Source organism: Streptomyces sp. ID05-26A, from assembly GCF_033794685.1.
Classification (GTDB): domain Bacteria; phylum Actinomycetota; class Actinomycetes; order Mycobacteriales; family Pseudonocardiaceae; genus Lentzea.
The window spans coordinates 508910-534161 of the sequence record NZ_JARAYZ010000005.1; the positions used below are offsets into that span (position 1 = coordinate 508910).

A 25252-nucleotide genomic window follows, 5' to 3' on the forward strand; every position below is an offset into this window, starting at 1 on the left:
AACGCGAAGCCCCGCAACGCGCGAACACATTGCGGGGCTTCACGAGCACTACGTCAGGAGCGGTCGAACTCCTGCGCGGCCAGGGCCCGCACGATGCCCGCGCGACCCTCGGACACCAGGCGGTGCAGGGCCGGCGGGTGCTCGTCGGCCAGCCACGCGTCGGCGGCATCCACAGTGGACCTCGTGATCGACCACGCCGGGAACATGCCCACGACCATCGACTGCGCGCGTTCGGAGGTGCGGCGGTCCCACACGCCCTTCACGTCGCGGAAGTAGCGCTCGACGTACGGCGCGAGCAGCTCCTTCTGGCCGGGGTGCGAGATGCCCGCGATGATCGCCTCGCTGACCGCGTTGGGCAGGTCGTCGTCGTTCACCGCCCGGTCCCAGGCCTCGTCCTTGGCCTCGGTCGTGGGGCGCAGCGCACGGGTGGACTGGGCACGGCGGTGACCGGTGGAGGTTGGGTCGCGCTCCTCCTCGGCGTTGATCTCCGGCAGACCGGCCTTGCCGTGCGCGACGAGTGCCTGCAGCAGGCGCCAGCGCAGGTCGGTGTCGACCTGCAGGCCCTCCAGTTCGGCGGAGCCGTCGTACCAGCCGCGCAGGACGTCCACAGTGGAGTCGTCGAGCACCGACGAGGCTAGCGCGTTCACGAACGCCAGCTGGTGGTCGGAGCCCGGCTCGGCCGCCTGCGCCAGTTCCAGCGCCTTCGCCACGAACCGGCGCCAGCCCTCGGCACGCCACGAGCCGTCCGCGTAGGACGACAGCGAGGTCTGCGCCTGCAGCAGAAGTCGTTGCACCACACCGACCTCGGACTCGGAGCCCAGGCCGCCGAGGACCAGGTTCACGAAGTCGCGGGCCTTCAGTTCGGCCTCGCGCGTCATTTCCCAGGCGGCCGACCAGCACAGCGTGCGCGGCAGCGGCTCGGCGATGTCGGAGATGTGGTCGATCAGCCCGGCCAGCGAGTCCGGGTCGAGGCGCATCGTGCAGTACGTCAGGTCGTCGTCGTTGACCAGCACGATCTTGCCGCGGTGCACGCCGACGAGTTCGGGGACCTCGGTGCGGTCGCCCGTCACGTCCAGCTCGTGGCGGTGCGTGCGGACGAGCTTGCCCGAGCCGTCGTCGTCGTAGACACCGATCGCGATGCGGTGCGTGCGCAGTTCGCCGGCACCCGGACGCGCGCCGCCCTGCAACACGGCGAACTCGGTGAACCTGCCCTGTGCGTCAACGGTGAACTTGGGGCGCAACAGGTTCAGGCCCGTCGTCTCCAGCCACTGCGCGCTCCACCACGACAGGTCGCGGCCCGACGCCTCTTCCAGAGCGCCCAGGAGGTCGGCCAGCGTGGCGTTGCCCCAGGCGTGCTTCGCGAAGTAGACCCGCAGGCCCGCCAGGAAGTTCTCCAGCCCGACGTACGCGACGAGCTGCTTGAGCACCGAGGCGCCCTTGGCGTACGTGATGCCGTCGAAGTTGACCTCGACCGCCTGCACGTCCGAGATGTCGGCGGCGACGGGGTGCGTGCTCGGCAGCTGGTCTTGCCGGTAGGCCCACGACTTCTCGATCTTCGCGAACGTCGTCCAGGCCTGGCGGTACTCGGTGGCCTCGGCCTGCGCGAGCACGGACGCCCAGGTGGCGAACGACTCGTTCAGCCACAGGTCGTCCCACCAGCGCATGGTCACCAGGTCGCCGAACCACATGTGCGCCATCTCGTGCAGCACGGTCTCGGCGCGGCGCTCGTAGAGGTAGCGGGTGACGCGACTGCGGAAGACGTAGTCCTCGAGGAACGTGACGCAGCCCGCGTTCTCCATCGCACCCGCGTTGAACTCCGGCACGAAGCACTGGTCGTACTTGCCGAACGGGTACTGCACCCCGAACGCCTTGTGGAAGAACCCGAAACCCTGCTTGGTCTCGGTGAACAGCCGCTCGTGGTCCATGTGAGGAGCGAGCGAGGCACGGCAGTAGATGCCGAGCGGGATCGTGAAGTCACCCTCGACGAACTCGTCGCGCCACTCGGCGTACGGGCCGGCGACCAGGGCCACGATGTAGGTCGACATCGGCTTGGTGGTGGCGAACGTGTGCACGTCCGAACCACCCTCGCCGTCCTCGGTGGCGATGATCTCGCCGTTCGAGATGACCTTCCAGTCGTGCGGCGCCGTCACCTTCATCGAGTAGACGGACTTGAGGTCGGGCTGGTCGAAGCACGCGAACATGCGCTTGGCGTCCGCGGTCTCGAACTGCGAGTACAGGTACACACCGCCGTCGACCGGGTCGACGAACCGGTGCAGGCCCTCGCCGGTGTTCATGTACCGGCAGTCGGCCTCGATGGTGAGCTCGTTGGTCTCCGCGAGGTCCGGCAGGGGTACGCCGTCCTCCTCGCGGTACCCGGAGACGTCGAGTTCGCTTCCGTTGAGCACAGCGCGGTGCACGGTCGCCGCCACGATGTCGATCCACGAGGAAGCACCCGGAGTCCGGCTGCGGAACACCACGGTGGTGGTGGAGCGGAACGTGTCCGAACCGGGCTTTCCGCCACCGTCGGTCAGGTCCAGCTCGATCCGGTAGGACTCCACTTCCAGCAGCTCAGCACGGTCCTGAGCCTGGTCGCGGGTGAGGTTGGGCGCGGCCACTGGTCACCTCGTCTGCCACGCGTTTGGTTACGCGCTGACGTCGTCGGGAATGGTTATGACTCCCGCATCCAATCACGGAACCGGCGCTCGGGAAGAGATGACAGGGTGATCTGGTTGGGCTGATGGGGCGATAACGCCACCGACCGTCACTAAAGGGGCACGCATGACCGACAAGGCGAAGGTCGACTTCTACTTCGACCCTCTCTGCCCGTTCGCCTGGATCTCCTCCCGGTGGATCCTGGAGGTGGAGAAGGTCCGCGACATCGACCTGAGCTTCCACGTGATGAGCCTCGCCGTGCTGAACGAGGGCCGCGACCTGCCCGAGCAGTACCGCGAGCTCATGACCAAAGGCTGGGGTCCGGTTCGCGTGGCCATCGCCGCGGAGCAGAAGTTCGGCAACGAGGTGCTGCCGAAGCTGTACGCCGCGATGGGCACGCGCATCCACAACGAGGGCAACCAGGACTTCGACGAGATCATCAAGCTCGCGCTGGCCGACGCCGAACTTCCGGCCGAGCTCGCCGAGGCCGCGCACTCGACCGAGTACGACGAGGCGCTGCGGGCGTCGCACCACCGCGGCATGGACCCGGTCGGCATGGACGTCGGCACGCCGACCATCCACATCGACGGCGTCGCGTTCTTCGGCCCGGTGCTGACGAAGATCCCGCGGGGCGAGGAGGCGGGCACCATCTTCGACGGCGCCAAGCTGCTGGCCGGCTACCCGTACTTCTTCGAGCTCAAGCGGACCCGTTCGGGTGACCTCGACTTCAGCTGAGGCCGTTGAGGGCTTGAGCTGAGTTTTTCTGTCAGGGGTCCTGGCTAGCGTCCTCGACATGGCACACCACCACGTCGAAGTCGCAGTTCAGGGCCCCTGGTCGCTCGGCACGTCCCGGGCTTTCTGGGAGGGCTTCACGCCGTCCGCGCTGCCTCCGCGCTCCGACGAGGCGCTGCAGGCGACGTTCCTGGTCGAAGGCGAGTGGCGCCGTGCCTCGGTCTCCGTGACCCAGCGCGGCACCACTGCTTTCCTCTCTCTGTCCGGCGCCGGCGACCTGGACCTGGCCGCAGCCCAGGTGTGCCGCTTCCTGTCGCTGGACGTGGACGGCCGCGAGTGGCCCGCAGTCGGGCTGCGCGATCCGGTGATCGCGTCGGCCCAGGCGTTGTTACCCGGCTTACGGCCGTGCGGCTTCTACTCGCCGTACGAGGCCGCGGCCTGGTCGGTGCTGTCCCAGCGAATCCGCGTGTCCCAGGCGGCAGCGCTGAAGGCGTCGCTGCTGCGGGACGGCGTGTTCCCCACACCCGCCGAGCTGCTATCCCTGGACCTGGACCTGCCCGGCCGCAAACCGGAGTACCTGCGTGCCGTGGCGGAGGCGGCGTTGGACGGACTGTTGGACTGCGTGACGTTGCGAGCGATGAAGCCCGCCGCCGCCGTGCTGGCGGTGCAACAGGTCAAGGGCCTGGGCCCGTTCGCCGCCGAACTGGTGGTGCTGCGCGGAGCGAACGAGCCGGATGCCGTGCCGCACAACGAGTCCCGGCTGACCGACGAGGTAGCCGAACGGTACGGCCGGCCGCTGGCGGAGGTGTCCGAGGCGTGGCGGCCCTACCGGACCTGGGCGGCGGTGCACCTCCGCGTGCTGCGGGAGCGGCGCCTGGGAGGTGCGCTGGCGTCGGCCTGAAGGCTTGGCCGCGCCGCCGTCGCTCGCTCGCCTCCACCGACCCGCGCTGCCCGCTCACGCCACTGTTGACCCCGCGCACCGTCCACCGGCTCCACCGGCAGCCCACCCGGCGCTTGGCCCGCCGGACCCTTCGCCCAGCCCGCGCTCGCCGCCTGCCTGCCATCCATCCGCCGCCAACCCACGCCTGCCCGCCAATCCACGCCCGCCCGCTATCCAGCTGGTCGCCCATCGCCTACCGCTCGCCCGCAGCCCAGCCGCCGCTCGCCATCCAGTTGCCGCCCACCGCCCCAGCGCCCGCCGCCCCCCAGCGCCCGCCGCCCACCCAGCGCCCGCCGCCAACCCACCTCTGCCAGCCGACACCCACAGCCCCACCCGCTCACCCCCACCAGCCTCACACCGCCTCGACGTGACCCCCGCCCCAAGATGTGACACCCTGACCCATCAACAGCGAAGTCGTGTCACATCCGCCAGGAGGGCTCTCGTGATCGAGGTCGTCAACCCCGCCACCGAGGAAGTCATCGGCACGCTCGCCGAGGGCACCCCGGCCGACGTCGACACCGCCGTGGCAGCCGCGGCAGAGGCCTTCCCGGCCTGGTCGGAGACCTCGCCAGAGGAACGGGCCAAGGCAGTCCGGGCGATCATCGAGGGCCTCAAGGAACGAGCCGGCGAACTGGCGGCGACCATGACGCGCGAGATGGGCACGCCCCTCACCTTCAGCCAGAAGGTGCAGGTCGCGAACCCCATCGCCATCGCGGAAGGCGTGGCAGAAGTCATCGAGGGCGGCTACTTCGAGCCCGAGGAGATCGGCAACTCGCTGGTCTTCCGCGAGCCGGTCGGGGTGGTCGCGGCCATCACGCCGTGGAACTTCCCGCTGCAGCAGATGGTCGCGAAGGTCGTGCCGGCGCTCGCGGCGGGCAACACCGTGGTGCTCAAGCCCAGCGAGCTCGCGCCGCACACGGCCGACCTGCTGGCCGAGATCGTCGCGATGGCCACGCCCGAGGGCGTGTTCCAGCTGGTGCACGGCACCGGCCACACGGTCGGTGAGGCGTTGGCCGCGCATCCGGACGTCGACATGGTGTCGTTCACCGGCTCCACGAAGGCCGGGCGCCGGGTGTCGGTGGTGGCCGCGGAGACGGTGAAGCGGGTCGCGCTCGAGTTGGGCGGTAAGTCCGCGTGCATCGTGCTGGACGACGCCGACCTCGGGCGGGCGGTGAAGATCGCGGTGGCCAACTCGTTCATGAACAACGGGCAGGCGTGCAGCGCGTGGACTCGGCTGCTCGTCCCTCGGGACCGGCACGACGAGGCTGTCGAGCTGGCTGCCCAGGCCGCGAAGAAGTACACGTCGGCTGATCCGGGGGAGCCGTCCACGCGGATCGGGCCGGCGGTGTCGAGGGCTCAGCGGGATCGGGTTGTCGGGTACATCCGCAAGGGTGTCGAGGAAGGTGCGACGCTGGCCGCCGGTGGACCGGACGCGCCGTTGCCGCAGGGGTTCTACGTCGCGCCGACGGTGTTCGGCGGGGTGACGCCGGAGATGACCATCGCGCAGGAGGAGATCTTCGGGCCGGTGTTGTCGGTCATGCCGTACACCGACGAGGCCGACGCGGTGCGGATCGCGAACTCCACCATCTACGGGCTCGCGGGCGCCGTGTTCTCGGCGGACACCGAGCGCGCCATGAAGATCGCCAGGAAGCTGCGGACCGGGCAGGTCGACATCAACGCCGCCGCGTTCAACACGAGCGCGCCGTTCGGCGGGTACCGGCAGTCGGGCAACGGGCGCGAGTTCGGGAAGTTCGGGCTGGACGAGTTCTGCGAGGTCAAGTCGGTCCAGCGGTAATTGGGCTGCGAGTCGCGCCGTACCCGCGTATCACTGCGGGCATGGCTGACTCGGCGCTGAACATCAGGACGATCACCGAATCCGACTTCCCCGACTTCCAGCGGGTGATGGCCTGGGCCTTCCTCGCCGACGTGACGGGGGAGGACAGCAAGTGGCTCAAGGTCCTCGAACCGGACCGGGCGCACGCGGTGTTCGACGGCGACGAGATGATCGGCACCGGCGGGATCCTGACCCGCGAGGTCACCGTTCCGGGGGGTCGTCAGGCCCCGGCGGGCGCGGTGACCGTGGTGGGAGTGAAGCCCGGTCATCGGCGTCGTGGCGTGGCGTCGTTGCTGATGAAGGCACAACTGCACGGCATGCACGAGAGTGGTGAGCCGCTCGCGATGCTGTGGGCGTCGGAAGGCTCCATCTACCGCAGGTTCGGCTACGGCGAGTACACGACGAGCATCGCCATGCTCACGATGCCCACGCGTATGCCGTTCCATCCCAACGTGCACGTCAGCGACGCACGGATCCGTCAGGTGTCGCGAGAAGAAGCGCTGCCCGTCATGCGTGAGTTCTACGAGCAGGTGCGGCGCACACGAGTCGGCTGGCTGAGCCGCGTCGAGCACACCTGGGACGTGCACCTCGCGGACCGGGAGGTCGACCGCGACGGCCTTTCCTCGTACCGCTACTGCCTGCATCCCGAGGGCTACGTGGTCTTCCGGGTGAAGGCGAACGGCGATCCGAGCGGGCCGGCCAGTGAACTGCACGTGCGCGAGCTGGTCTGCACGACCGAACAGGCCTACGCCGACCTCTACCGGTTCCTGCTGGACATGGACCTCGCCGCGTCGATCTCCTTCTACACCGCCTGGGACGACCCGATCCTGCACATGGTCGACAACCCGCGAAAGGTCCGCCGCGAGGCCTCTGACGCGCTGTGGATTCGGATCGTCGACATCGACCGCGCACTACCGCTGCGCACTTATTCGTCCGATGTGGACAGTGTGCTGGAGGTCGAGGACTCGTTCTGTCCGTGGAACTCCGGCAAGTGGCGCCTGACCGTCAAGGGTGGCGAGGCGACGGTCGCGCGCACCGACGACCCGGCGGACGTGTCGCTGGACATCGCCGCGCTCGGCAGCGCTTTCCTCGGTGGTGCACGGCTTTCCGTGCTCAGGCGCGCACATCGCGTGGTCGAGCACACGCCCGGACACGTGGACGCGCTGACGATTGCGTTCCTCGGCACACACGAGCCGCACTGCCCCGAGGTGTTCTGACGGAACTCACGACGGTGCTCGCTCGTTGACGGTTCACCTGGTGTGGGAGGTAAAGCCGTGGGCACCATCGTGTGGGTCGTAGTGCTGGTACTGCTCGTCGCAGGCGTGTTCTACCTGGTCAGTCAGAGCAACGCGCGCAAGGCGCGGGAGCTCGACGACGCCAAGGCGGAAGCACGCCGCTGGGTCGAGCGGCTGGGTGGGCAGGTGATGAGCCTCACCGGCAGCAACACCGCGTCGACGCAGGCGATGGCGGACGCGTCCGAGCGCTTCACCGCCGCCGGGTCCCAGATGGAGCAGGCCCGCACGATCCCGCAGACCAAGCTGGTCACCGAGACCGCGATGGAAGGCCTGCACTACGTGCGCGCGGCGCGGGAGGCCATGGGCATGGACCCCGGCCCCGCGCTGCCCGAGAGCGCGGGTCAGAAGCAGGCGGGTGCCGTCAGCGAGGACCGTCAGGTCAGCGTCGAGGGCCACCAGTACGCCGCGTCGGCGCACTCCGGCCAGGGCACGCCCTACTACTACCCCGGTGGCATGGTCGCCGGACGCCCGGTGCCGCGTGGCTGGTACTCCGAGCCGTGGTGGAAGCCCGCGCTCGTGGCCGGCGCATGGGGCGTGGGCACGTTCCTGCTGATGGACGCCATGTTCTCCGGCATGCACGGTGTCGGCGACTACGGCATGGGTGACGCGGGAATGGGCGACGTCGGCATGGGGGACATGGGCGGCGTCTCCGACGTGGCCGACATCCCCGACTCCGGCGGCTTCGACTTCGGTGACATGGGCGGGTTCGACTTCTAAGTGCTCATCAACTGAGCACTTTCCAGCCGCACCCCAAAAGCCCCCCGACCCAAAAAATCAGGGCTGACAGACAGGGCACCAGAAGAGGTTGCGAGCCGCCAGTTCGGTGGTCAGGACCTCGGTGCCGCAGACCAGGCACGGCTCCCCGGCACGGCGGTAGACGTACACCTCACCGCCGTGCCGATCCACGCGTGGCGCGCGACCCATGGCACGGGGCATGTGCTCGGTGCGGACGGTGTTGATCTGGCCGACCTTCACGCCGTCCTTCATCAGCACGACGAGGTCCGCCCAGATCGCGTCCCACAGCTCACGGCTGACCTTGTTGCCGGTCAGCAGCGGGTTCACGTTGTGCCGGAACAGCACCTCGGCGCGGTAGACGTTGCCGACGCCCGCGAGGACGCTCTGGTCCATCAGCAGCACGGCCAGCGACTGCTTCGACCGGATGATCCGCTCGTAGGCGCGGTCCGAGTCGGCGTCACGACGCAACGGGTCGGGCCCGAGCCGCTGCTGGATCGCCTTGACCTCGGCCTTGTTCAGCACCTCGCACGCGGTCGGGCCGCGCAGGTCCGTCCAGTGCGTCTCGCCGGCCATCCGCATCCGGACCTGGCCCACGGGCAGCAGGACCGGCAGCGGCGACTCGGTGAACGTGCCGTACAGCCCGAGGTGGACGTGCACGATCGCGTCAGGGCCGTAGACGTGGAACAGGTGTTTCCCGTGGGCCTCGGCGCGCAGCAGCTTCCGTCCGTCCACAAGGGACGCCGAGAAGCGCCCTTGCGGACTGGTGACGGACACGGGCTTGCCCGCGTACCGGCGCTGGTGCAGCCGCGCGAGGCGGTGCAGCGTGTGCCCCTCAGGCATCAGGCCTTGTTTTCGTACGCACTGACCTGGTCGATGCGGCGCTGGTGGCGCGGCTCGCCCGAGAACGGCGTCTTGAGGAACGCGGACACGATCTCGGTCGCTTCCTCTGCCGTGTGCTGGCGGGCACCGATGCCGACGAGCAGGGCGTCGTTGTGCTGGCGGGCGAGCTGCGCGGTGTCGACGTTCCACGCCAGCGCGGCGCGGGCGCCCTTCACCTTGTTCGCGGCGATCTGCTCGCCGTTGCCGGAACCGCCGATCACGACACCCAGGCTGCCGGAGTCCGCGACGACCTTCTCGGCCGCGTCGACGCAGAACGACACGTAGTCGTCCTGGGCGTCGTACTCATGGGCGCCGACGTCGACGACCTCGTACCCCTGCTCGGTGAGAGCCGTGGACAGGTGGGACTTCAGCTCGAAGCCAGCGTGGTCTGCTGCCAGATAAACGCGCACGTCACGGAGTCTGACACGCTGGGGGTCGTGTTCAGCCAAGAGGGGTACCAGCTGAGGTTGGAATGGGGGCCTGACGGCGTCCGCGCGCTGCGGGACTGCGACGTGCTGGTCGTGGTGGACGTGCTGTCGTTCACCACGTCCGTCGACCTGGTGGTCGGCAACGGTGGCCAGGTCCGTCCGTCGCGGTGGAAGCCCGCTTCGGGGAAGACGTTGCGACCAGCATCACTCGTGGAGGCGGCCGGGTTGGTCGAGCTGCCGTCGCCGAACGGGTCGAACCTGTGTTCGCTCGCCGGGGAGACGGGCGCCCACGTGCTCGCGGCGTGCCTGCGCAACGCGACAGCGGTGGCCAGGAGGGCGCAGGAACTGGGGAAGACGATCGGTGTGGTCCCCGGCGGCGAGCGGTGGGGACTCGACATTCTCAAGTCCGGCCCCCGGGAGTTCGGGCCGTTGCGGCCGTGTGTCGAGGACTACCTGGGAGCGGGCGCCGTGCTGGCCGCTTTGCAGGGCACCGCGTCGCCGGAGGCCCGGATGGCGGCCACGGCGTTCCGGACCACCGACGTACCGGCGGCGGTGAGGGACTGCGGGTCGGGCCGGGAGCTGATCGAGAACGGCCACACCGCCGACGTCGGCCTCGCGACCCAGATCAACGTCAGCGGCGTTGCCCCTGTCCTGGTCGACGGGGTGCTGCGGTGATCGAGATCGCGCCCGGCGTGTTCGTCCGCCGCCACGCGGAGCTGGACCTGACCCTCGGCCTCATCACCGGGACGGGTGACTCACTGCTCGTCGACTCCGGCATGGACCCGGCGCTCGCGCGCGAGATCCGCCCGTCGCGGATCGTGTTGACGCACAACCACTTCGACCACGTGCTGGCCACCGAGGCGTTCCTGCCGTGCGAGGTGTGGGCACATGAGGGCTGCGTGGTGGACGACTCGCTGCTCGAAGACCGCGCGAAGCACTACGACGACCTGTTCGAGGGCAGGCTCGTCGCGCCCACCCACACGTTCCGCGACACCGTCACCTTCGACGTCGGCGGACGCAGGGTCGACCTGCACCACTTCGGTCCCGCGCACACCTCGCACGACGTGGTCGTGCACGTGCCGGACGCCGGCGTCGTGTTCGCGGGAGACCTGGTGGAACAGGGCGCACCCGCTCAGGCAGGGCCGGACGCGACACCGTCGAACTGGCGCCACGTCCTCGACCTGCTGCTGGAGCTCGATCCGCGGATCGTCGTGCCGGGCCACGGGGACCCGGTCGACGCTCAGTTCGTGCGGGAGATGGTCATCCCGGAGGCCACGTGAGACCGCGCCCGCCGAGGACGTGGCAGTGCACGTGGAAGACGGTCTGACCGCCGTCCTTCCCGGTGTTGAAGACGAGGCGGTAGCCGGAGGAGTCGACGCCCTCGGACTTCGCGACCTGGTGCGCGGTGGCGAGGATCTGCCCCGCGAGCACCGGGTCGACGTCGCCGATCGCCGTGTGGTGCTCCTTGGGGATCACCAGGACGTGCGTCGGCGCCTTGGGATCGATGTCGCGGAACGCGAGCGTCGTCTCGGTCTCCGTCACGACGGTCGCCGGGATCTCGCCCGCGACGATGCGGCAGAACAGGCAGTCGGTCACAACGGCATCGTATTGGTCCCGATGGACTCTGTTGCTGCTCCCCGGCGGCGATGAACCATGACGGCATGAAGGGCACCAAACTGCTGGTCATCGTCCGGTGCCTCATCAGCTTCGCGATCGGCGTGCTGCTCCTGGTCCTCGCGATCCGCTTCGGTGAGGCGCTCTGGCGCGCCGTTCAGTAGGGGTTCAGCGGACGAAGCAGAACTCGTTGCCCTCGGGGTCGCGCATGACCTGGAAGCTGCCCTGCTCGTCGGTGTGCACGACACCTTCGCGGGTGGCCCCGAGGCTCACGGCCTTCACGACCGCCGCCTCGATGTCGTCGACCTCGAAGTCGAGGTGGAACCGGTTCTTCACGTCCTTGCGCTCCGGCACCGGCTGGAACGACATCCGCACGCCGCCGGGCGGTTCGACGTGTGCCCACCCGAGCTCGCGGTTCACCGGCTCGCCGCCGAGCAGTTCCGCCCAGAACCGGACGAGCTTCGCCGGGTCGTTGCTGTCGATGACGATCTGTTCGAGCCTCACGTCTCCACCAGGTTCTCTCGGGCCCAGTCACAACACAGGTCGAGCAGTCCGAGCACCTTGCGCCCGTGCGCCGTCAGCTCGTACTCGACCCGCGGCGGGTTTTCCTCGAACGCCTCGCGCGAAACCGTGCCCTCGCGCTCCATGGCCCGCAACGTCTCAGCGAGCACCTTGGGCGTCACCCAGGACATCCCGGCCCGCAACTCACCGAACCGCCGACGCCCGTCCTGCAGCCCCCGCAACACGTGCGCGGTCCACTTGTCACCGATCTGGTACGGCAGTTCGTGCGCGCATTGCACCTGCTCACCCCCGATATCGTTGCGGAAACCGGCTGTCCGCACCCTACCTTCGCGCTCATGACGAAGATCGTTGTTTTCGGTGCGTCCGGCAAGGCAGGACGGCACATCGCGGCCGTCGCGGAGTCCCGCGGCCACGAGGTCACGAGGATCGGCCGCACCCCCGGCGTGGAGGCGGCAGCAGAGGTGGCGGCGGGCCACGACGTAGCGGTGAGCACGGTGGCCGACCTCTCCCGAGACCCGGCGGAGTTCTACACCTCAGCCGCCCGCGCGCTGGTCGCATCGGGCATCGGCCGCATCATCGTGGTCGGCATCTACCCGCTGCTGGAGACCGCGCCGGGCGTCCGCTTCCTGGACGCCCCTGACTTCCCGGCCGAACACAGGCCGTTCTGCCTGGGACACGCGGCAGGAGTCGAGGTACTGGCCGCCGCCAACGCGAACTGGCTGGTGATGAGCCCGGCAGGCAACTTCGGCGGCACCTCGACGGGCCGCTACCAGGTGAGCGGGCCCGCCCCAGCGGACACCCTGACCTACGAGGACTTCGCACTGGCCGTGGCCGACGAAATCGACAGCCCGACCCACCGCCACACCCAAATCGGCATCGCCTCGACGTAGACCCGCTCTTCGTGACGTGACCCCCCTGCACGAGGTGACCCGCCTGCACGAGGTGACTCGCCTGCACGAGGTAACCCGCCCGCACGAGGTAACCCGCCCGCACGAGGTGACCCCCCACGTGATGGGGGTCCGGGGACCGCCCCGGCTGGGGTCTGGGGGCTCGGCCCCCAGAAAAAGGACGAGAGGCCGACCCGGTCTGCGTTCTCCGCAGACATGGGCCGACCTCGGTCGCGAGCGGGCGACGGGAATCGAACCCGCGTAGCTAGTTTGGAAGACTAGGGCTCTACCATTGAGCTACGCCCGCGTTGCCGCCCTTTGCGGGGCTGCGATCACTACCTTAGCGGGTGGCGGTAAGCTGGGTGCAACCGGGGCGTGGCGCAGTTTGGTAGCGCACCCGCTTTGGGAGCGGGGGGTCGCAGGTTCAAATCCTGTCGCCCCGACGGTTGACGAAAGCCCTCGACGAAGCACGTGGTCGAGGGCTTTCGGCTTACCCGAGGTAGCGCCCCGCCCACGCCGCGAGCACCTCCGCCACGTACGCGGCGTCCGCGCGGTCGGTCAGCAGGTGGTCGGCGCCGTCCAGCGACACGAACGACTTGGGGTGCCGCGCCGAGTCGAAGACGAGCCTCGCGTTGTCGACGCCCACCGTGTCGTCCTGCGGGGAGTGCATGACGAGCAGGGCGCGTCCGAGGCCCGCGATGCAGGCTGTCTGGTTCTGCTGGTTGATGTCGCGCAGGAAGCCGTTGCTGATCCGGAACGGGCGGCCTGCCAGCAGCACCTCGGCCACGCCGTCGGTCTCGATCTTCTCGCGCGACGGGCCGAGCAGGTGCTCGACGTGGGAGGTGTCGAACGGCGCTCCGATCGTGACGACGGCTCTGACCTCGGGGATCTGGTGTGCGGCGGCGAGTACGGCGGCGCCTCCCAGAGAGTGTCCGATGAGGACGCTCGGGGCGCCGATGGTGTCGCGCAGGTGGGTGGCGGCGCAGACGAGGTCGTCGACGTTGGACGTGAACGTGGTGTTGGCGAAGTCGCCGTCGGACTGGCCCAGGCCGGTGAAGTCGAACCGGAGCACCGCCACTCCGCGTTCGGCCAGGCGGCGGGAGATGCGGCTGGCGGCCACCGAGTCCTTGCCGCAGGTGAAGCAGTGCGCGAAGACGGCGGTGGCGGTGATGTCACCCGCGGGCAGTTCCAGGCGGCCTGCCAGTGCCTGGCCGTTGATGCCCGCGAAGACCGCTTTCCGGTTGTCCATGCCCTCTATGGTGCGTCACGTGCGCTATCAGTACCTCGACGACCGGCTGCGGCAGGCGTTCGACGACGCCGGGCTCGGCCGGGGGCAGCGGGCGTTGCTGCAGGGTGTGCTCCGGGCGCTTGATCCCGACGCGCACCTCGGTGAGCACGTCGCGGGGCTCAACAGCGCTGTTCTCGCCGTCACGCGTGCCCAGACCGCGTTGGAGAGTCACGCGGCCGAGGACCAGCCGCGGTGGAACCTGTTGCGTCGCATCATCGCCACCTCGCTCGCGTGCATGGACGCGGCCAAGCCCGCCTACGAGCACGGCGGTGGGCTGGAACTCGCCAAGGCGCGCAGGGTGCTGGTGAAGGTCGACGCGGCCATCGCGGCAGACGGGCAGAAGATCGATCCGCAGGTGACGGCGGCCGCGGCGGCGAAGCTCGACCCGAGGGCGTTGCGCAACGCCGTGCAGAAGTGGGTCACTCCACTGTGGAACGGGGTGGAGCTTCCGTTGCGCGCCAGGATGATCGCCGAGGTCGCGGTCGTGGTGGCGATGCACGGGCGGGACGGCAGGCAGCTCAGGACAGACCTCTTGCGGTGGCTCAAGAAGCCCGGCGATCTCGGTGGCGTGCTGTGGCCGAAGGAGCAGAAGCACGTCGTGGCGCTCGTGGTCAGGGGCGCGCGGGTGCTCAGGCACCTGGACGGGCTGTTGCCCGGTGCGCGGCAGGAGCCGTTGCACCGCAACAGGTTGCCGAAGGACGACTTCCTGAAGGACGCCGTCAACGGGTCGTCGGTGCTGGTGCGGGTGCCGGTCGTGGCAGCGGACGTGCACACGGCCGCCCTGAAGGGCCGCCGCGTCCTCAGCGAGGTGCTCGACCAGTACGCGGCGGGGGAGCGGCTCACCGAACTGCACATCGCGCCCGTCTGGCAGGTCAGCGAGCCGGGTGGGCGGGTCACGCGCGGCACCGAGCACCAGCGCACGGTCGGCAACGCCTACCCGCTCACCGCCTACTGGCCGGCTGAGCTGCGCAGTGCGATGCGGGTGGCGAACCTGGCGCGGCAGGTCGACGCGCCGATGGCCAGCGCCGGGCTCGCGTGGAGTGCGCTGGAGGCGACCGGGCTCGACCCGAGCAAGATCGCGTGGCTGGCCAAGGCGTGTGCGCTGCAGATGCTGCGGCAGCACCTCGTCAGCCTGCACGTCGTGCTCACCACGCACGACACCGAACTGCGCAAACCGCTCGACGCGCACGTGCCGACCACCGGCGTGAAGCACCACCTGAAGTCCGTGGACACGTGGCTCGAGGTCCTCGTCGAGCACAACCGTCCGAACGCGGACCTGGACGCTGCCCAGAAGTCCATCACGGCGCTCGCCGAGAGCGAGGGCGGGCTCGTGCAGGACCTCACCGAACTGTGGCGCGCCCGGCTCGCGGACTCGAAGGTCCTCGCGGGCTGGTTGCGCGAACAGGAGGACACCGCCGCCGCGCTGCTGGAGTGGCTCTACGTCACCCGGAACCTGGCGTTCCACGCGGGACGGTTCGCCTCGCCCGCCGACACGCTGACCGCGCACGCCGGGCAGGCCGTCGCCGACCTGACGCTCGAGTTCCTCGGCAACTGGCGCACCGTGGAACGACGTGCCCAGAACGGGCAGCAGAGCCGGCAGGAGACCTCCGCCGTGGAGATCTACCGCCGGCTCGCGCAACGGGAGGACCAGCTGGTGGCCCGGCTCAAGCGAGCGGGGTCGGTCCGCAGGCTCAGCGTCGAGGACATCTCCGGCCCCGACGAGAAGTGGTGGTCGCGCGGGAGGAGTTGAGGACGGAAGTTACGGCTTGGCCTTCGACAGCCAGTCCTCGACCCGGTCCGGGTTCGCCTCGACCCACCGCTTCGCCGCCTCGTCGGGCGACATCTTGTACTTCGCGATGAACGACGCGACCGTGTCCTGCTCGTCGTTGCTCCACTGGAAGTTCTGCACGAGCCTGGCCGCGGGGCCGCGCTTGTCCATGAACTTCTTCGACGCGATCTTGTCGAGCTCGTAGCGCGGGTAGTCGCAGGCGACCTTGGCCGCGTCCGCGTCACAGCCCGCCGTGTACTCGGGCAGTTCGATCTTGACCAGTTCGATGTCGAGGTGCAGCCACTGCGGTTCGAAGAAGTAGCCGATGAGCGGCGTCTTCTTCTCCTGCGCCTGCCGGAAGGCCTTGATGCTGGCCTCCTCGCTGCCCGCGTAGACGACCTTGTAGTTCAGGCCCAGGTTCTTGACCAGGGCCTCGTCGTTCGTCACGAACGACGGGTCGCCGTCGAGCACCTGGCCCTTGCCCTCGGACTGGGCCGTCCTGAACTTCTCGGCGTACTTGTTGAGGTTCTGCCAGTTCGTGATGTCCGGGAACTCTTTTTTCATCCACGGCGGCACGTACCAGCCGATCACGCCCTTGTTGCCGGACGGGCCGACCCGCACGGCGGTGCGCTTCTCTTCGATGTACTTCTGCTTCAGGTCCTCGTGACCCCAGTTCTCCAGGATCACGTCGATCTCGCCGGAGTCGAGGCCCTGCCAGGCCGTCTGCTCGTCGACTTCCTTCTTCGTCACCTTGCAGCCGAGCCGCTTCTCGGCGAGATACGCGACCACGGCCGCGTTCGCTTCATAGCCGACCCATGGATTGACCGCGATGGTGATGGAGTCGCAGGGCTCGCTGGGGGCTGCCGAACTGGAACGCGGTGATGCTGTTGATCCACCGCCACATCCGGCAATTGTCAACACGAGCATCATTGCCAGAGCGATTCTGGGGGCTTGCACGAACAGCTCCTCATCGGAGGGGGAGAGCGGTGCAGGAGACCGGTTCGTTCAGCTTTTCCCGATCGATCAGACGGCGTCAAGTCATGGGATGACCGGTTGTCCACAAAGGATCAGATTTGTATCAGCCCTTGACCGTACTCGTGCGAAGGTCGATGCTGTCGCGCATCGAGAAACAGTGTGCGCAGTCCGCAACAGGTCGGAGTGGTTTGGCGTGGATCCCGTGATTTCGGTCAGGGACCTGTGGAAGGTGTTTGGCCCCAACGCATCCCAAGTGGTGGCCTCGGACGAGCTCAAATCGTTGTCGCGGCAGGAGTTGATGGACCGCACCGGTGCCGTCGCCGCCGTGCGGGGCGTCGACTTCGACGTCGCTCCCGGTGAGATGTTCGTGGTCATGGGATTGTCCGGTTCGGGCAAGTCCACACTGGTCCGCTGTCTCACGCGGCTGGTGGAACCGACCGCTGGAACGATTCTGTTCGAGGGCGAGAACATTCTCGACGCGGACGCCAAGCGTCTGCGCGACCTCCGCAGGAACAAATTTTCCATGGTGTTCCAGCACTTCGGTCTTCTCCCACATCGGACGGTGGCCGACAACGTCGGTTACGGCCTGGAAATCCGCGGGGTACCGCGGGCGAAACGTGGCGAGCGGTCACAGGAGGTGATCGACCTCGTCGGACTGTCCGGTTACGAGAAGTCCTATCCGGATCAACTCTCCGGCGGTATGCAGCAACGCGTCGGTCTCGCACGCGCATTGGCGGGCGACCCCGACGTCCTGTTCTTCGACGAACCCTTCTCCGCGCTCGACCCGCTGATCCGGCGCGACATGCAGTCCGAGGTCATCAGGCTGCACCGCGAGGTCGGCAAGACGATGGTGTTCATCACCCACGACCTCAGCGAGGCGCTCAAGCTGGGCGACCGCATCCTGATCATGCGTGACGGCAAGGTCGTGCAGGTCGGCACCGGCGACGAGCTGGTCGGCGCACCGGCGGACGACTACGTGCGCGACTTCGTGAGGGACGTGCCCAAGTCGCACGTGCTGACGCTGAAGTGGATCATGCGCCCGCCGCGCCCGGACGACGAGCTCGACGGTCCTGAGCTGTCCCCGGAGACCGTGGTGCGGGAGGCCGTCCGCAGCGTGCTGAGCGCCGACAAGCCGGTGAAGGTCGTGCGGGACGGTGAACTGCTCGGTGTGGTCGCGGACGAGGAGATCCTCGGGGTCGTGGCCGGGGAGGCGTGACATGGTCGCCGTCGCCGCCCCTCGGCAGCTCCCCCGACTGTTCCAGCACAAGAAATCGTTGATCTTCGCCGCGATCGTGGTCGCCTGGCTGGTGCTGTGGCTGGTGTTCCGCAACGTCGGGACGCTCGCGCTCGGTGCCGCCGACCTCACGCCGTTGCACCGCTGGATCAACAGCGTCAACGACGCGGTCGGCGCGTCCAGGAACTCGAACCCCGTCTTCCTGTACTTCTTCAACGAGATCCGGCTCGTCATCGACGAGTTCGTGACGTTCATCCAGGCCCTGATCGCGCAGCCGTCGTTCGGCCGGCCCGTGCCGGTGATCGGCTGGCTCGGTGTGGTCGCGATCGCCGGCTTCGTCAGCCTCGCGGTCGCCGGCTGGCGGATCGCGCTGCTCGCTGTCGCGGGCTTCGTGTTCCTCGGTCTGCAAGGCCTGTGGCAGGAGAGCATGGACACGCTCTCCCTGACGCTGGCCGCGGTCGTGATCTCCTTGCTCATCGGCATTCCGCTGGGAATCTGGGCGGGACTGTCCGATCGGGTCAACCGGGTCCTGACCCCGGTGCTCGACTTCATGCAGACGATGCCGACGTTCGTCTACCTGGCACCGCTGACGCTGTTCTTCCTGATCGGTCCGGCGAGTGCGACGATCGCGACGCTGATCTACGCGGCGCCGCCCGCGATCCGGATCACCGCGCACGCCATCCGCTCGGTGCCGCGCACCACCGTCGAGGCGAGTGAGTCCCTTGGCGCGACGCGGAACCAGACGCTGGTGAAGGTGCTGCTGCCGTCCGCGCGCAAGACCATCGTGCTCGGCGTCAACCAGACGATCATGGCCGCGCTGGCCATGGTCACGATCGCCGCGCTGATCGACGCGCCGGGTCTCGGCAAGACCGTCGTGAAGGCGCTGCAGACCCTCGACGTCGGCACGGCGTTCAACGCGGGCCTCGCGATCGTGGTGCTGGCCATCGTGCTGGACCGCGTGACCACCGCCGCGGCGAGCGAACGCCGCAAGCTCCCGCGCTGGGCGCTGTACGGCGGTGCCGGTGTCACGGCCGTCTGCGTCTACCTCTCCTACACCTACCTGTGGGCGGCGGAGTTCCAGTCGGACGTGGAGATCGGCAGCTCGATCAACAAGGGCGCCACGGCCGTGACGGAGTGGGCGCAGGACTCGCTTCCGGTGCTCACCAACGGTTTCAAGGACTTCGTCACGTTCGCGTTGATCAACCCGCTGCAGGCGCTGCTGGCCGAGTCGCCGTGGTTCCTGGTGGCGCTGGTGATCGTGGCGCTGTCGTTCATGATCGGCGGCGTCCGGTCCGCGATCGTCTCGGCCGTGTGCATCGCCCTGCTGATCGCGACCGGCCTCTGGCAGGACTCGATGATCACGCTGGCGTCCACCCTGGTCGCCACGATCCTGGTGATGCTGCTCGGGATCGTCGTCGGTGTCTGGATGGGACGGAGCAGGCGAGCCGACCGGTTCATCCGGCCGGTCCTCGACGCCGCCCAGGTCATGCCGGCCTTCGTCTACCTGGTGCCCTTCCTGGCGTTGTTCTCCGCGTCGCGCTTCACCGCCATCGTCGCCGCGGTGGTGTTCGCGGCACCCGTGGCGATCAAGATCATCGCGGACGGCATCCGCGCGGTGTCGCCCGCGACCGTCGAGGCGTCCACGGCGCTGGGGTCGAACTCGTGGCAGACGATCGTGAAGGTGCAGCTGCCCATGGCGCGCGGCGCGTTGACGCTCGCCGCCAACCAAGGACTGATCTACGTGCTCTCGATGGTCGTCGTCGGCGGTCTCGTCGGCGCCGGCGCGCTCGGTTACGACGTGGTGGCCGGGTTCTCGCAGGGCCAGTTGTACGGCAAGGGGCTCGCGGCCGGACTCGCGATCGTCGTGCTGGGCGTCATGCTCGACCGCCTCACCCAGGCGGCCGCCAAGCGGTGGACCAACTAGGAGGTCTGGAAAGTGGCAAGGCACAGCGTGCTGGGAGCGGTGCTCGTCGGAGCACTCGCTTTGGCTGGTTGCGGTGGCGCCAAGGTCGGTGACACCTCCTCGGGTGCGACCGGTGACTGCGGCACGTTCAACCTCGCGATCAACCCGTGGGTCGGTTACGAGGCGAACGCGGCCGTGCTCGCGTACGTGGCCGAGAAGGAGCTCAAGTGCAAGGTCACCAAGAAGGAGCTCAAGGAAGAGGTGGCCTGGCAGGGCTTCGGCACCGGTGAGGTCGACGCCGTGGTCGAGAACTGGGGCCACGACGACCTGCGCAAGAAGTACATCGACGAGCAGAAGACCGCCGTCAGCGCGGGGTCCACGGGCGTGAAGGGCCAGATCGGCTGGTACGTGCCGCCGTGGCTCGCCAAGGAGCACCCCGACATCCTGGACTGGAACAACCTCAACAAGTACGCCGACCAGTTCAAGACCTCCGAGTCCGGCGACAAGGGCCAGCTGCTCGACGGCGACCCGTCGTTCGTGACCAACGACGAGGCTCTGGTGAAGAACCTGAACCTCAACTACAAGGTCGTCTACGGCGGCAGCGAGACCGCGCTGATCCAGGCCTTCCGCCAGGCGGAGAAGGACAAGAAGTGGGTCATCGGCTACTTCTACTCGCCGCAGTGGCTGCTCAACGAGATCAAGCTGGAGAAGGTGAAGCTGCCCGCGTACACGCCGGGTTGTGACGCCGACGCCGAGAAGATCGCCTGCGACTACCCGGACTACGACCTCGACAAGCTCGTGTCGAAGAAGTTCGCGGACGCCAACGGCCCGGCCTTCCAGCTGGTCAAGAACTTCAAGTGGACCAACGAGGACCAGAACACCGTGGCGAAGTACATCGCCGAGGACAAGATGAAGCCCGAGGACGCCGCCAAGAAGTGGGCGGACGCCAACGCCGACAAGGTCAAGGCCTGGCTGCCCAAGGCCTAGCCGAGAAGCACGAGTCGTAGGGGGTGTGGTTCCTGGACGAGAGGAACCACACCCCCTACGACTACCCCCGGCATCACGCAGCCTGTGGCCCGGCGGGAACCTCAGGCTCGTGCCGGTGCGTCATCCGGTGCCACCACGACCGCGGCTTCCCGCCGTTGCGGTAGTACTCCTGGACGCGGCGGGCGTCCTCTCGCAGGGCCTCCTGCCGGTAGTCCATCTCCGCCTTGATCGCCTCGGGCGTCCATTCCATCCGACTCACTCCTCGGTTCGTCTTCCTGATGACGATGAGACAACTCCTGAGGGGTGGGCTCCGACATCGGACGATCACCTAAGGTCGCCTCGCCGGACCCCTTACGTCGCACTCCGATAGCCGGATCAGCGGATCCCGCCGGACTGGGTAAGGGGCGACGATCGAGGGCATGACTGTCGCCCACTTACCCACCCGGCCTGCGAAGTTCTTCGATCCCGCGACCGAGGTGCACTTCGATCCGGCGCTAGGCTCGTGGCACGTCTTCTCCCTCGCCGACGTCCAGCGGGTGCTCTCCGACGTCGAGTGCTTCTCGTCCGACTACGGCCTCGACGACGAGACGAGGCCGCTCGCGAACCCCGTGCTGAGCGGCATGTGGGCCGCGGACGGGCAACGTCACCGCGACCTGAGGGCCGCCGTCGCCGACCCGTTCAGCCCGCGGGTGATGTCGAAGCTCGAAACCCTGATCCGCGAGATCGCCACCGAGTTGGTCGACGGCCTCGATCCCACCGGCTTCGACGTGGTCACCGCCCTCGGCAAACCGTTGCCCACCAGGGTGATCTGCCACCTGCTCGGAATCGACCCGAGCGCCGAGACGCGGATGACCGAGTGGCTGGAGAAGTGGTACCAGGACGCCGTCACGACCAACACCGTGCCGCAGCAGGCCGAGATGGCGGAGTTCTTCGCCGCGGAGCTCGACCGCCAGCGCGGGGAACCCGGTGACGGGCTGATCGCCGAACTGCTCGCCGTACAGGCCACCGGCTATCTCGTCGACGGCAGGCCGATGTCGGACTGGGACCTCATCGGCTACTGCGCGATGCTGCTCGGCGCCGGCGTGGACACGACCGCCGCGACGATCCCGAACGCCGTGCTGTTCCTGACCGAGTTCGGCTGCTGGGAGGAACTGGGCGCGGACCCGTCGCTGATCCCCGGGGCGATCGAGGAGACCATGCGCTGGTACCCGGTATTCCCGGGACCGCGCCGGAAGGTGATGCGCGACGTCACGATCGGCGGCCAGGAGATCGAGGCGGGGCAGTGGGTGAGCGCGTGGCTCAGCGCGGCCAACCGCGACCCCGCGCGTTACGCCGACCCGGACACGTTCGACGTCCGGCGCAAGACGCGGATCATGACGTTCGGGCACGGGCCGCACCACTGCCTGGGCGCCGGCCTCGCGCGACTGGAGAAGCGGGTGCTGCTCGAGGAGATGGTGCGCCGGCTTCCCTTGTTGCGCAGGGAAACCGGCTCACCGGTGGTACGGCGTCAGTGGATGCTCGACAACCTCGAGACAGCCACCTTCCGCTTCGACTAGTTCGCCACGGCGTTCGTCCCGGCCGCCTTGCGCACGCTGGTCGTCGTGGCGCGCGCCTGGTTGTCGTCGGGCTTGGCGTCCGAACCCCAGTCGCGGTCGGGCATGGTGGCCTCCACGCGGAACTCCACCGTGCCCTTCGCGGCGTCCTCCGCCGAGTAGGTGTAGGCGAACGGGAAGCCGGTCCTGCCGGACGCGGACGCCGCGACCCACTGCGTGCTGCGGCCGATCTCCAGGTCGTAACCGCCAGGGGCGCCGCCGACCTTGTACAGCGTCACGCGGACGTTCTCGTCGTGCCGGGTGTTGGCGATCATGGCCTTGAACGACTTGGTCTGGCCCGCTCGTGCCGACGCCGGCACGGTGAACGCGGTCACGGCCACGTCGTGCGTGTCGACCTTCAGCGTGCCCGATCCGGTGCCGGTGCGGCCGTCCTTGGTCGTGCCGGTCACGGAGAGCGTGTAATCGCCGTCGGCCGCGTACCGGTGCCGGATCTGCTCACCGGGCACGATCGGGGCCGAAGCGCCGTCACCGAAGTGCACCGTCCCGCTGACGAACGGCCGCGGGTCACCGGTGTACGGCTGCAGCGTGACGTCGGTGAACACCGTGGGGTTGTTGGGGTAGGCGGAGACGTACGGCTTCAGCGGTGCCGCCTCGCCGACCTCCACGAAGAACGTCCCCGCGTCCTCCGGTGAGTCCGCGACCCGGATCAGGTAGGACTCGCCGGGCGTCGCCGCGAACACGGCGTCCGGGTAGATGTCGCGACCGGTCGGTTTGCAGTCCAGTTCGGACAGATCGGACTCCCGGTAGACGCTCACCACACCGTAGCCGGACATCAACCGCACGAACTTCGCCTGCGTCGGCGTGTAGCGGTACCAGACCGACTGCGTCGCACCGGTGCCGCAGCTCGCCGTGGGCTCGCCGGGCTCCGCCGACGCGCGGCGCAGGTCGCCCTCGACGCGCTGGGACAGCTCGACGGGTGCCGCCGCCGCGCGGGCGTCGTTCGGCGCGGCGGCGATCGGGAGCAGGGACACGCTGACCTGGCCGCCGCTTCCCTGGTAGTACTCGACGACCATGACGTGGTACGTCACACCCGCCTGGACGCGGAACGTGTCGTCGTTGGGAGCGCTGGAGGCGCAGGTGCCCTGCACCGGCGTGAGCGCGCCGCGCTGGCCGGTGAACACGCCGAAGAACGGCCCGAACCGGGTGGACTGCGTCCGCAGCCGGACGATGCCGTCCGCGGGTGCGGTGTAGCGCAACCACACCGAGCCCTCGCCCCAGTGGTTGCAGGCGTTCGGGTCGTCGGTCGCCTTGGTGGCACCGGTCGTGTCGATCGTCGACTGGAACGGCAGCGCGGTGACGTCGGTCGCGGTGTCGAAGTCGTCGCCCGCCGGAGCGGCCAGCGCCACCGCGGGAGCGAACGTCGCCAGCACCATCGCGGCGAACGCGGACGCGAGAATTCTCTTGGACAGTCTCATGATCTCCCCCGGATCAGTTCGCGACGGCGGCGGCGGACACCAGCGCCGGCTTGACGGTCGTGGCGATCGCGATGACCTCGTTGTCGCCCGGAACCGAGTCGCGCACCGGGTACGACAGCTGCGGTTCGGCGACCGCGCGGAACGAGACCTTGCCGGCCGCCGCGTCCTGCGGGGTGAAGGTGTACGCGAAGGGGAACTTCACCTTGCGCGTCGGGTGCGCCGGCACGTCGATCGTGAGCGTGCCGACCTCCTGCCATCCGTTGGGACCGCTGCGGTACAGGGTGGTCTTCACCTTCTCCTGGTAGCGGGTGTTCGAGACCTGCACGGAGATCTGCTTCTGCTCGCCCGCCCGCGCGGAGGCAGGCACCGTGAACTTGGAGATGCCGACGTCGTGCGTCTTCACCGTGACCGTCGTCGTGTTCGTCGCCGTGCGGCCGTCACCGGCCTTCGAGCGCACGGTCACCGTGTAGACGCCATCCGCGGCGTAACGGTGCGACTGGCTGTTCGCCGTGCCGGCCGGCGCGGTCGTGCCGTCACCGAAGTCCCACTCGGTCGTGACGGGGTCGTCGTGGTCGTTCGTGTGGTCGAGGGTGAAACCGATGGTCTCGAAGACCGACCGCTCGTGGTCGTACCCGGTGTAGACGATCGTCCGGAGCGGCTCCGACTCGGTCAGTTCGAGGGTCGAGGGGTAGCTGTAGTAGCCACCGCCGGACCACTGGACGTAGTACGTCTTGCCGGCGGTGACGGCGACCGACTTGCCGTCGCTGTGCTGAGGACCTTCACAGCCGAGGAAGGTCAGGTCGTCGATCGAGGTGCCCTCGTAGACGGCCGCGGTGGGGCCGGAACCCCATCCCTCGACGTGCATGAGCACCGAGTGGTTCCTCGTGGGCGTGTAGGCGTACCAGACCGACGGCGCGCTCGAACCGGCGCAACCACCGGCATTCGGCTCGTTGCGCTCGCGGGAGGCGCGGGTGTAGTCCGGCCGCGGCGCGCTGAACGGCAGCGTCGTCACCGGCTCGGCGCCTGCCAGATCGTCGTTGGGAAGGCGGGAGATCCGGTCCAGCGCGAGCTTCACCTGGCCACCGGGACTGTTCGTGCCGCTCACCATGAAGTGGTAGGTGGTGCCGGCCTTCACCGGGAACGTGAGCGGCGTGTCCCGCTCGGTCGTGCAGCCGTCGTAGAAGGAGTTCCAGACCGCCTTCAGGTCGCCGCGCTCACCGGTGAAGGTGGCCACGTTCAGGTCGCGGTCGCTGCCCTCGGTCTTCAGTCGCAGCAGGCCGTCCTCGGTCGCGGTGTAGCGGTACCAGGAGGAGCCCGGCACCGAGTAGCCGTTGCACCCGGCCGGATCGTCCAGCACCTTGGTCGATTCCGTCGTGTCCTGCTCGACGGCGTACGGCAGCGCGCCGATGACCGTGGCGGAGTCGAAGTCGTCGTTGGCGGGCGGCGCTGCGTGCGCGACCCCCGGCGTGATCATCCCCAGCGCGACCGCGGTGACCACCGCGATCGATCTCCAAGAAGGCATGCGAAAGTTCCCCCTCTGACTTTGCCCTC

24 protein-coding genes and 2 tRNA genes are annotated in these 25252 nt (G+C 68.6%); 14 read left to right on the forward strand and 12 right to left on the reverse strand.

The annotated features are described in order from the left end of the window. Nucleotides 1–53: 53 nt before the first annotated feature. Entirely contained in the window at nt 54–2615 is a 2562-nt protein-coding gene (gene pepN / locus PV646_RS37055) for an aminopeptidase N (protein WP_500346968.1), read from the reverse strand. Nucleotides 2616–2778: 163 nt separating this feature from the next. On the opposite strand from pepN, the gene PV646_RS37060 reads away from it, so the two are divergent. The 5 genes from PV646_RS37060 to PV646_RS37080 all read left to right on the forward strand — a co-directional run bounded on the left by PV646_RS37060 (nt 2779) and on the right by PV646_RS37080 (nt 8170). After that, nucleotides 2779–3387, forward strand: a complete 609-nt coding sequence (locus PV646_RS37060; RefSeq protein ID WP_500346969.1) for a mycothiol-dependent nitroreductase Rv2466c family protein — start codon at nt 2779–2781, stop codon at nt 3385–3387. A 58-nt stretch (nt 3388–3445) separates the two neighbouring features. After that, nucleotides 3446–4285 (forward strand): DNA-3-methyladenine glycosylase family protein, encoded by an 840-nt coding sequence (locus PV646_RS37065; protein WP_500346970.1) that lies wholly within the window; start codon nt 3446–3448, stop codon nt 4283–4285. Between the two features lie 481 nt (nt 4286–4766). After that, the gene (locus PV646_RS37070) at nt 4767–6119 is read left to right on the forward strand and encodes an aldehyde dehydrogenase family protein (RefSeq protein WP_500346971.1); all 1353 of its coding nucleotides are present in this window, start codon (nt 4767–4769) and stop codon (nt 6117–6119) included. A 41-nt stretch (nt 6120–6160) separates the two neighbouring features. Continuing rightward, the gene (locus tag PV646_RS37075; protein ID WP_500346972.1) at nt 6161–7375 is read left to right on the forward strand and encodes a GNAT family N-acetyltransferase; all 1215 of its coding nucleotides are present in this window, start codon (nt 6161–6163) and stop codon (nt 7373–7375) included. Nucleotides 7376–7432: 57 nt separating this feature from the next. Beyond that, a complete protein-coding gene (locus PV646_RS37080; RefSeq protein ID WP_500346973.1) occupies nt 7433–8170 on the forward strand; it encodes a hypothetical protein in 738 nt (245 codons plus the stop codon). Nucleotides 8171–8227: 57 nt separating this feature from the next. Here the strand turns inward: PV646_RS37080 and PV646_RS37085 are convergent, their stop codons facing one another. Both PV646_RS37085 and PV646_RS37090 read right to left on the reverse strand, forming a co-directional pair. Beyond that, entirely contained in the window at nt 8228–9028 is an 801-nt protein-coding gene (locus tag PV646_RS37085) for an Fpg/Nei family DNA glycosylase (protein ID WP_500346974.1), read from the reverse strand. After that, nucleotides 9028–9477: a ribose-5-phosphate isomerase gene (locus PV646_RS37090; RefSeq protein ID WP_500346975.1), complete on the reverse strand. Its 450-nt coding sequence runs from the start codon at nt 9475–9477 to the stop codon at nt 9028–9030. The genes PV646_RS37085 and PV646_RS37090 overlap by 1 nt, the downstream gene beginning before the upstream one ends. A gap of 27 nt (nt 9478–9504) precedes the next feature. Between PV646_RS37090 and PV646_RS37095 the strand changes: the two genes are divergently transcribed. Continuing rightward, entirely contained in the window at nt 9505–10170 is a 666-nt protein-coding gene (locus tag PV646_RS37095) for a 2-phosphosulfolactate phosphatase (protein ID WP_500346976.1), read from the forward strand. Then, nucleotides 10167–10775, forward strand: a complete 609-nt coding sequence (locus PV646_RS37100; RefSeq protein WP_500346977.1) for an MBL fold metallo-hydrolase — start codon at nt 10167–10169, stop codon at nt 10773–10775. Before PV646_RS37095 ends, PV646_RS37100 begins: the two co-directional genes overlap by 4 nt. On the opposite strand, the gene PV646_RS37105 is transcribed toward PV646_RS37100, so the two are convergent. The 3 genes from PV646_RS37105 to PV646_RS37115 form a co-directional block, all read right to left on the reverse strand. Continuing rightward, complete coding sequence (locus tag PV646_RS37105; RefSeq protein WP_500346978.1) at nt 10756–11091, reverse strand: histidine triad nucleotide-binding protein; 336 nt, start codon at nt 11089–11091, stop codon at nt 10756–10758. The genes PV646_RS37100 and PV646_RS37105 overlap by 20 nt on opposite strands. A 186-nt stretch (nt 11092–11277) precedes the next feature. Next, nucleotides 11278–11613 (reverse strand): VOC family protein, encoded by a 336-nt coding sequence (locus tag PV646_RS37110; protein WP_500346979.1) that lies wholly within the window; start codon nt 11611–11613, stop codon nt 11278–11280. Continuing rightward, nucleotides 11610–11909, reverse strand: a complete 300-nt coding sequence (locus tag PV646_RS37115; RefSeq protein WP_500346980.1) for a winged helix-turn-helix transcriptional regulator — start codon at nt 11907–11909, stop codon at nt 11610–11612. Before PV646_RS37115 ends, PV646_RS37110 begins: the two co-directional genes overlap by 4 nt. A 57-nt stretch (nt 11910–11966) precedes the next feature. On the opposite strand from PV646_RS37115, the gene PV646_RS37120 reads away from it, so the two are divergent. After that, nucleotides 11967–12521 carry an NAD(P)-dependent oxidoreductase gene (locus tag PV646_RS37120; RefSeq protein ID WP_500346981.1) on the forward strand — a complete coding sequence of 185 codons (555 nt, stop codon included), beginning with the start codon at nt 11967–11969 and terminating at the stop codon, nt 12519–12521. Between the two features lie 233 nt (nt 12522–12754). Here PV646_RS37120 and PV646_RS37125 read toward each other — a convergent pair. Beyond that, nucleotides 12755–12825 (reverse strand) — tRNA-Gly (locus PV646_RS37125). Nucleotides 12826–12887: 62 nt separating this feature from the next. On the opposite strand from PV646_RS37125, the gene PV646_RS37130 reads away from it, so the two are divergent. Continuing rightward, nucleotides 12888–12961, forward strand: a tRNA-Pro gene (locus tag PV646_RS37130). A gap of 47 nt (nt 12962–13008) precedes the next feature. Here the strand turns inward: PV646_RS37130 and PV646_RS37135 are convergent. Then, nucleotides 13009–13767 (reverse strand): alpha/beta hydrolase family protein, encoded by a 759-nt coding sequence (locus tag PV646_RS37135; RefSeq protein ID WP_500346982.1) that lies wholly within the window; start codon nt 13765–13767, stop codon nt 13009–13011. Between the two features lie 19 nt (nt 13768–13786). Here PV646_RS37135 and PV646_RS37140 point away from each other — a divergent pair, with 19 nt between their 5' ends. Then, nucleotides 13787–15556 (forward strand): hypothetical protein, encoded by a 1770-nt coding sequence (locus PV646_RS37140; protein WP_500346983.1) that lies wholly within the window; start codon nt 13787–13789, stop codon nt 15554–15556. Nucleotides 15557–15565: 9 nt separating this feature from the next. On the opposite strand, the gene PV646_RS37145 is transcribed toward PV646_RS37140, so the two are convergent. Further along, on the reverse strand, nt 15566–16504 hold the full coding sequence (locus tag PV646_RS37145) for an ABC transporter substrate-binding protein (protein ID WP_500347076.1): 939 nt from the start codon (nt 16502–16504) through the stop codon (nt 15566–15568). A 115-nt stretch (nt 16505–16619) separates the two neighbouring features. Between PV646_RS37145 and PV646_RS37150 the strand changes: the two genes are divergently transcribed. From PV646_RS37150 to PV646_RS37160, 3 genes are read left to right on the forward strand one after another with little or no spacing between them, the layout of a single operon-like run. Beyond that, nucleotides 16620–17765, forward strand: a complete 1146-nt coding sequence (locus tag PV646_RS37150) for a quaternary amine ABC transporter ATP-binding protein (protein WP_500346984.1) — start codon at nt 16620–16622, stop codon at nt 17763–17765. Between the two features lies 1 nt (nt 17766). After that, nucleotides 17767–19707, forward strand: a complete 1941-nt coding sequence (locus PV646_RS37155; protein ID WP_500346985.1) for an ABC transporter permease — start codon at nt 17767–17769, stop codon at nt 19705–19707. A 12-nt stretch (nt 19708–19719) separates the two neighbouring features. After that, entirely contained in the window at nt 19720–20673 is a 954-nt protein-coding gene (locus PV646_RS37160) for an ABC transporter substrate-binding protein (protein ID WP_500346986.1), read from the forward strand. Nucleotides 20674–20746: 73 nt separating this feature from the next. Here the strand turns inward: PV646_RS37160 and PV646_RS37165 are convergent, their stop codons facing one another. Beyond that, nucleotides 20747–20923: a hypothetical protein gene (locus tag PV646_RS37165; RefSeq protein ID WP_176946758.1), complete on the reverse strand. Its 177-nt coding sequence runs from the start codon at nt 20921–20923 to the stop codon at nt 20747–20749. Nucleotides 20924–21092: 169 nt separating this feature from the next. Here PV646_RS37165 and PV646_RS37170 point away from each other — a divergent pair, with 169 nt between their 5' ends. Further along, the gene (locus tag PV646_RS37170; RefSeq protein ID WP_500346987.1) at nt 21093–22229 is read left to right on the forward strand and encodes a cytochrome P450; all 1137 of its coding nucleotides are present in this window, start codon (nt 21093–21095) and stop codon (nt 22227–22229) included. Here PV646_RS37170 and PV646_RS37175 read toward each other — a convergent pair. Further along, nucleotides 22226–23701, reverse strand: a complete 1476-nt coding sequence (locus PV646_RS37175; protein WP_500346988.1) for a hypothetical protein — start codon at nt 23699–23701, stop codon at nt 22226–22228. The genes PV646_RS37170 and PV646_RS37175 overlap by 4 nt on opposite strands. 13 nt (nt 23702–23714) lie before the next feature. Continuing rightward, entirely contained in the window at nt 23715–25223 is a 1509-nt protein-coding gene (locus PV646_RS37180) for a PKD domain-containing protein (RefSeq protein ID WP_500346989.1), read from the reverse strand. Nucleotides 25224–25252: the final 29 nt, after the last annotated feature.

What these genes read in the sequence shown, in the direction of transcription:
- PV646_RS37060 (WP_500346969.1), top strand. Translation starts at nt 2,779, where the DNA reads ATGACCGACAAGGCGAAGGTCGACTTCTACTTCGACCCTCTCTGCCCG.
- PV646_RS37065 (WP_500346970.1), top strand. Translation starts at nt 3,446, where the DNA reads ATGGCACACCACCACGTCGAAGTCGCAGTTCAGGGCCCCTGGTCGCTC.
- PV646_RS37075 (WP_500346972.1), top strand. Translation starts at nt 6,161, where the DNA reads ATGGCTGACTCGGCGCTGAACATCAGGACGATCACCGAATCCGACTTC.
- PV646_RS37085 (WP_500346974.1), bottom strand. Translation starts at nt 9,028, where the DNA reads ATGCCTGAGGGGCACACGCTGCACCGCCTCGCGCGGCTGCACCAGCGC.
- PV646_RS37120 (WP_500346981.1), top strand. Translation starts at nt 11,967, where the DNA reads ATGACGAAGATCGTTGTTTTCGGTGCGTCCGGCAAGGCAGGACGGCAC.
- PV646_RS37135 (WP_500346982.1), bottom strand. Translation starts at nt 13,767, where the DNA reads ATGGACAACCGGAAAGCGGTCTTCGCGGGCATCAACGGCCAGGCACTG.
- PV646_RS37145 (WP_500347076.1), bottom strand. Translation starts at nt 16,504, where the DNA reads ATGATGCTCGTGTTGACAATTGCCGGATGTGGCGGTGGATCAACAGCA.
- PV646_RS37150 (WP_500346984.1), top strand. Translation starts at nt 16,620, where the DNA reads ATGACCGGTTGTCCACAAAGGATCAGATTTGTATCAGCCCTTGACCGT.
- PV646_RS37155 (WP_500346985.1), top strand. Translation starts at nt 17,767, where the DNA reads ATGGTCGCCGTCGCCGCCCCTCGGCAGCTCCCCCGACTGTTCCAGCAC.
- PV646_RS37165 (WP_176946758.1), bottom strand. Translation starts at nt 20,923, where the DNA reads ATGGAATGGACGCCCGAGGCGATCAAGGCGGAGATGGACTACCGGCAG.
- PV646_RS37170 (WP_500346987.1), top strand. Translation starts at nt 21,093, where the DNA reads ATGACTGTCGCCCACTTACCCACCCGGCCTGCGAAGTTCTTCGATCCC.
- PV646_RS37175 (WP_500346988.1), bottom strand. Translation starts at nt 23,701, where the DNA reads ATGAGACTGTCCAAGAGAATTCTCGCGTCCGCGTTCGCCGCGATGGTG.
- PV646_RS37180 (WP_500346989.1), bottom strand. Translation starts at nt 25,223, where the DNA reads ATGCCTTCTTGGAGATCGATCGCGGTGGTCACCGCGGTCGCGCTGGGG.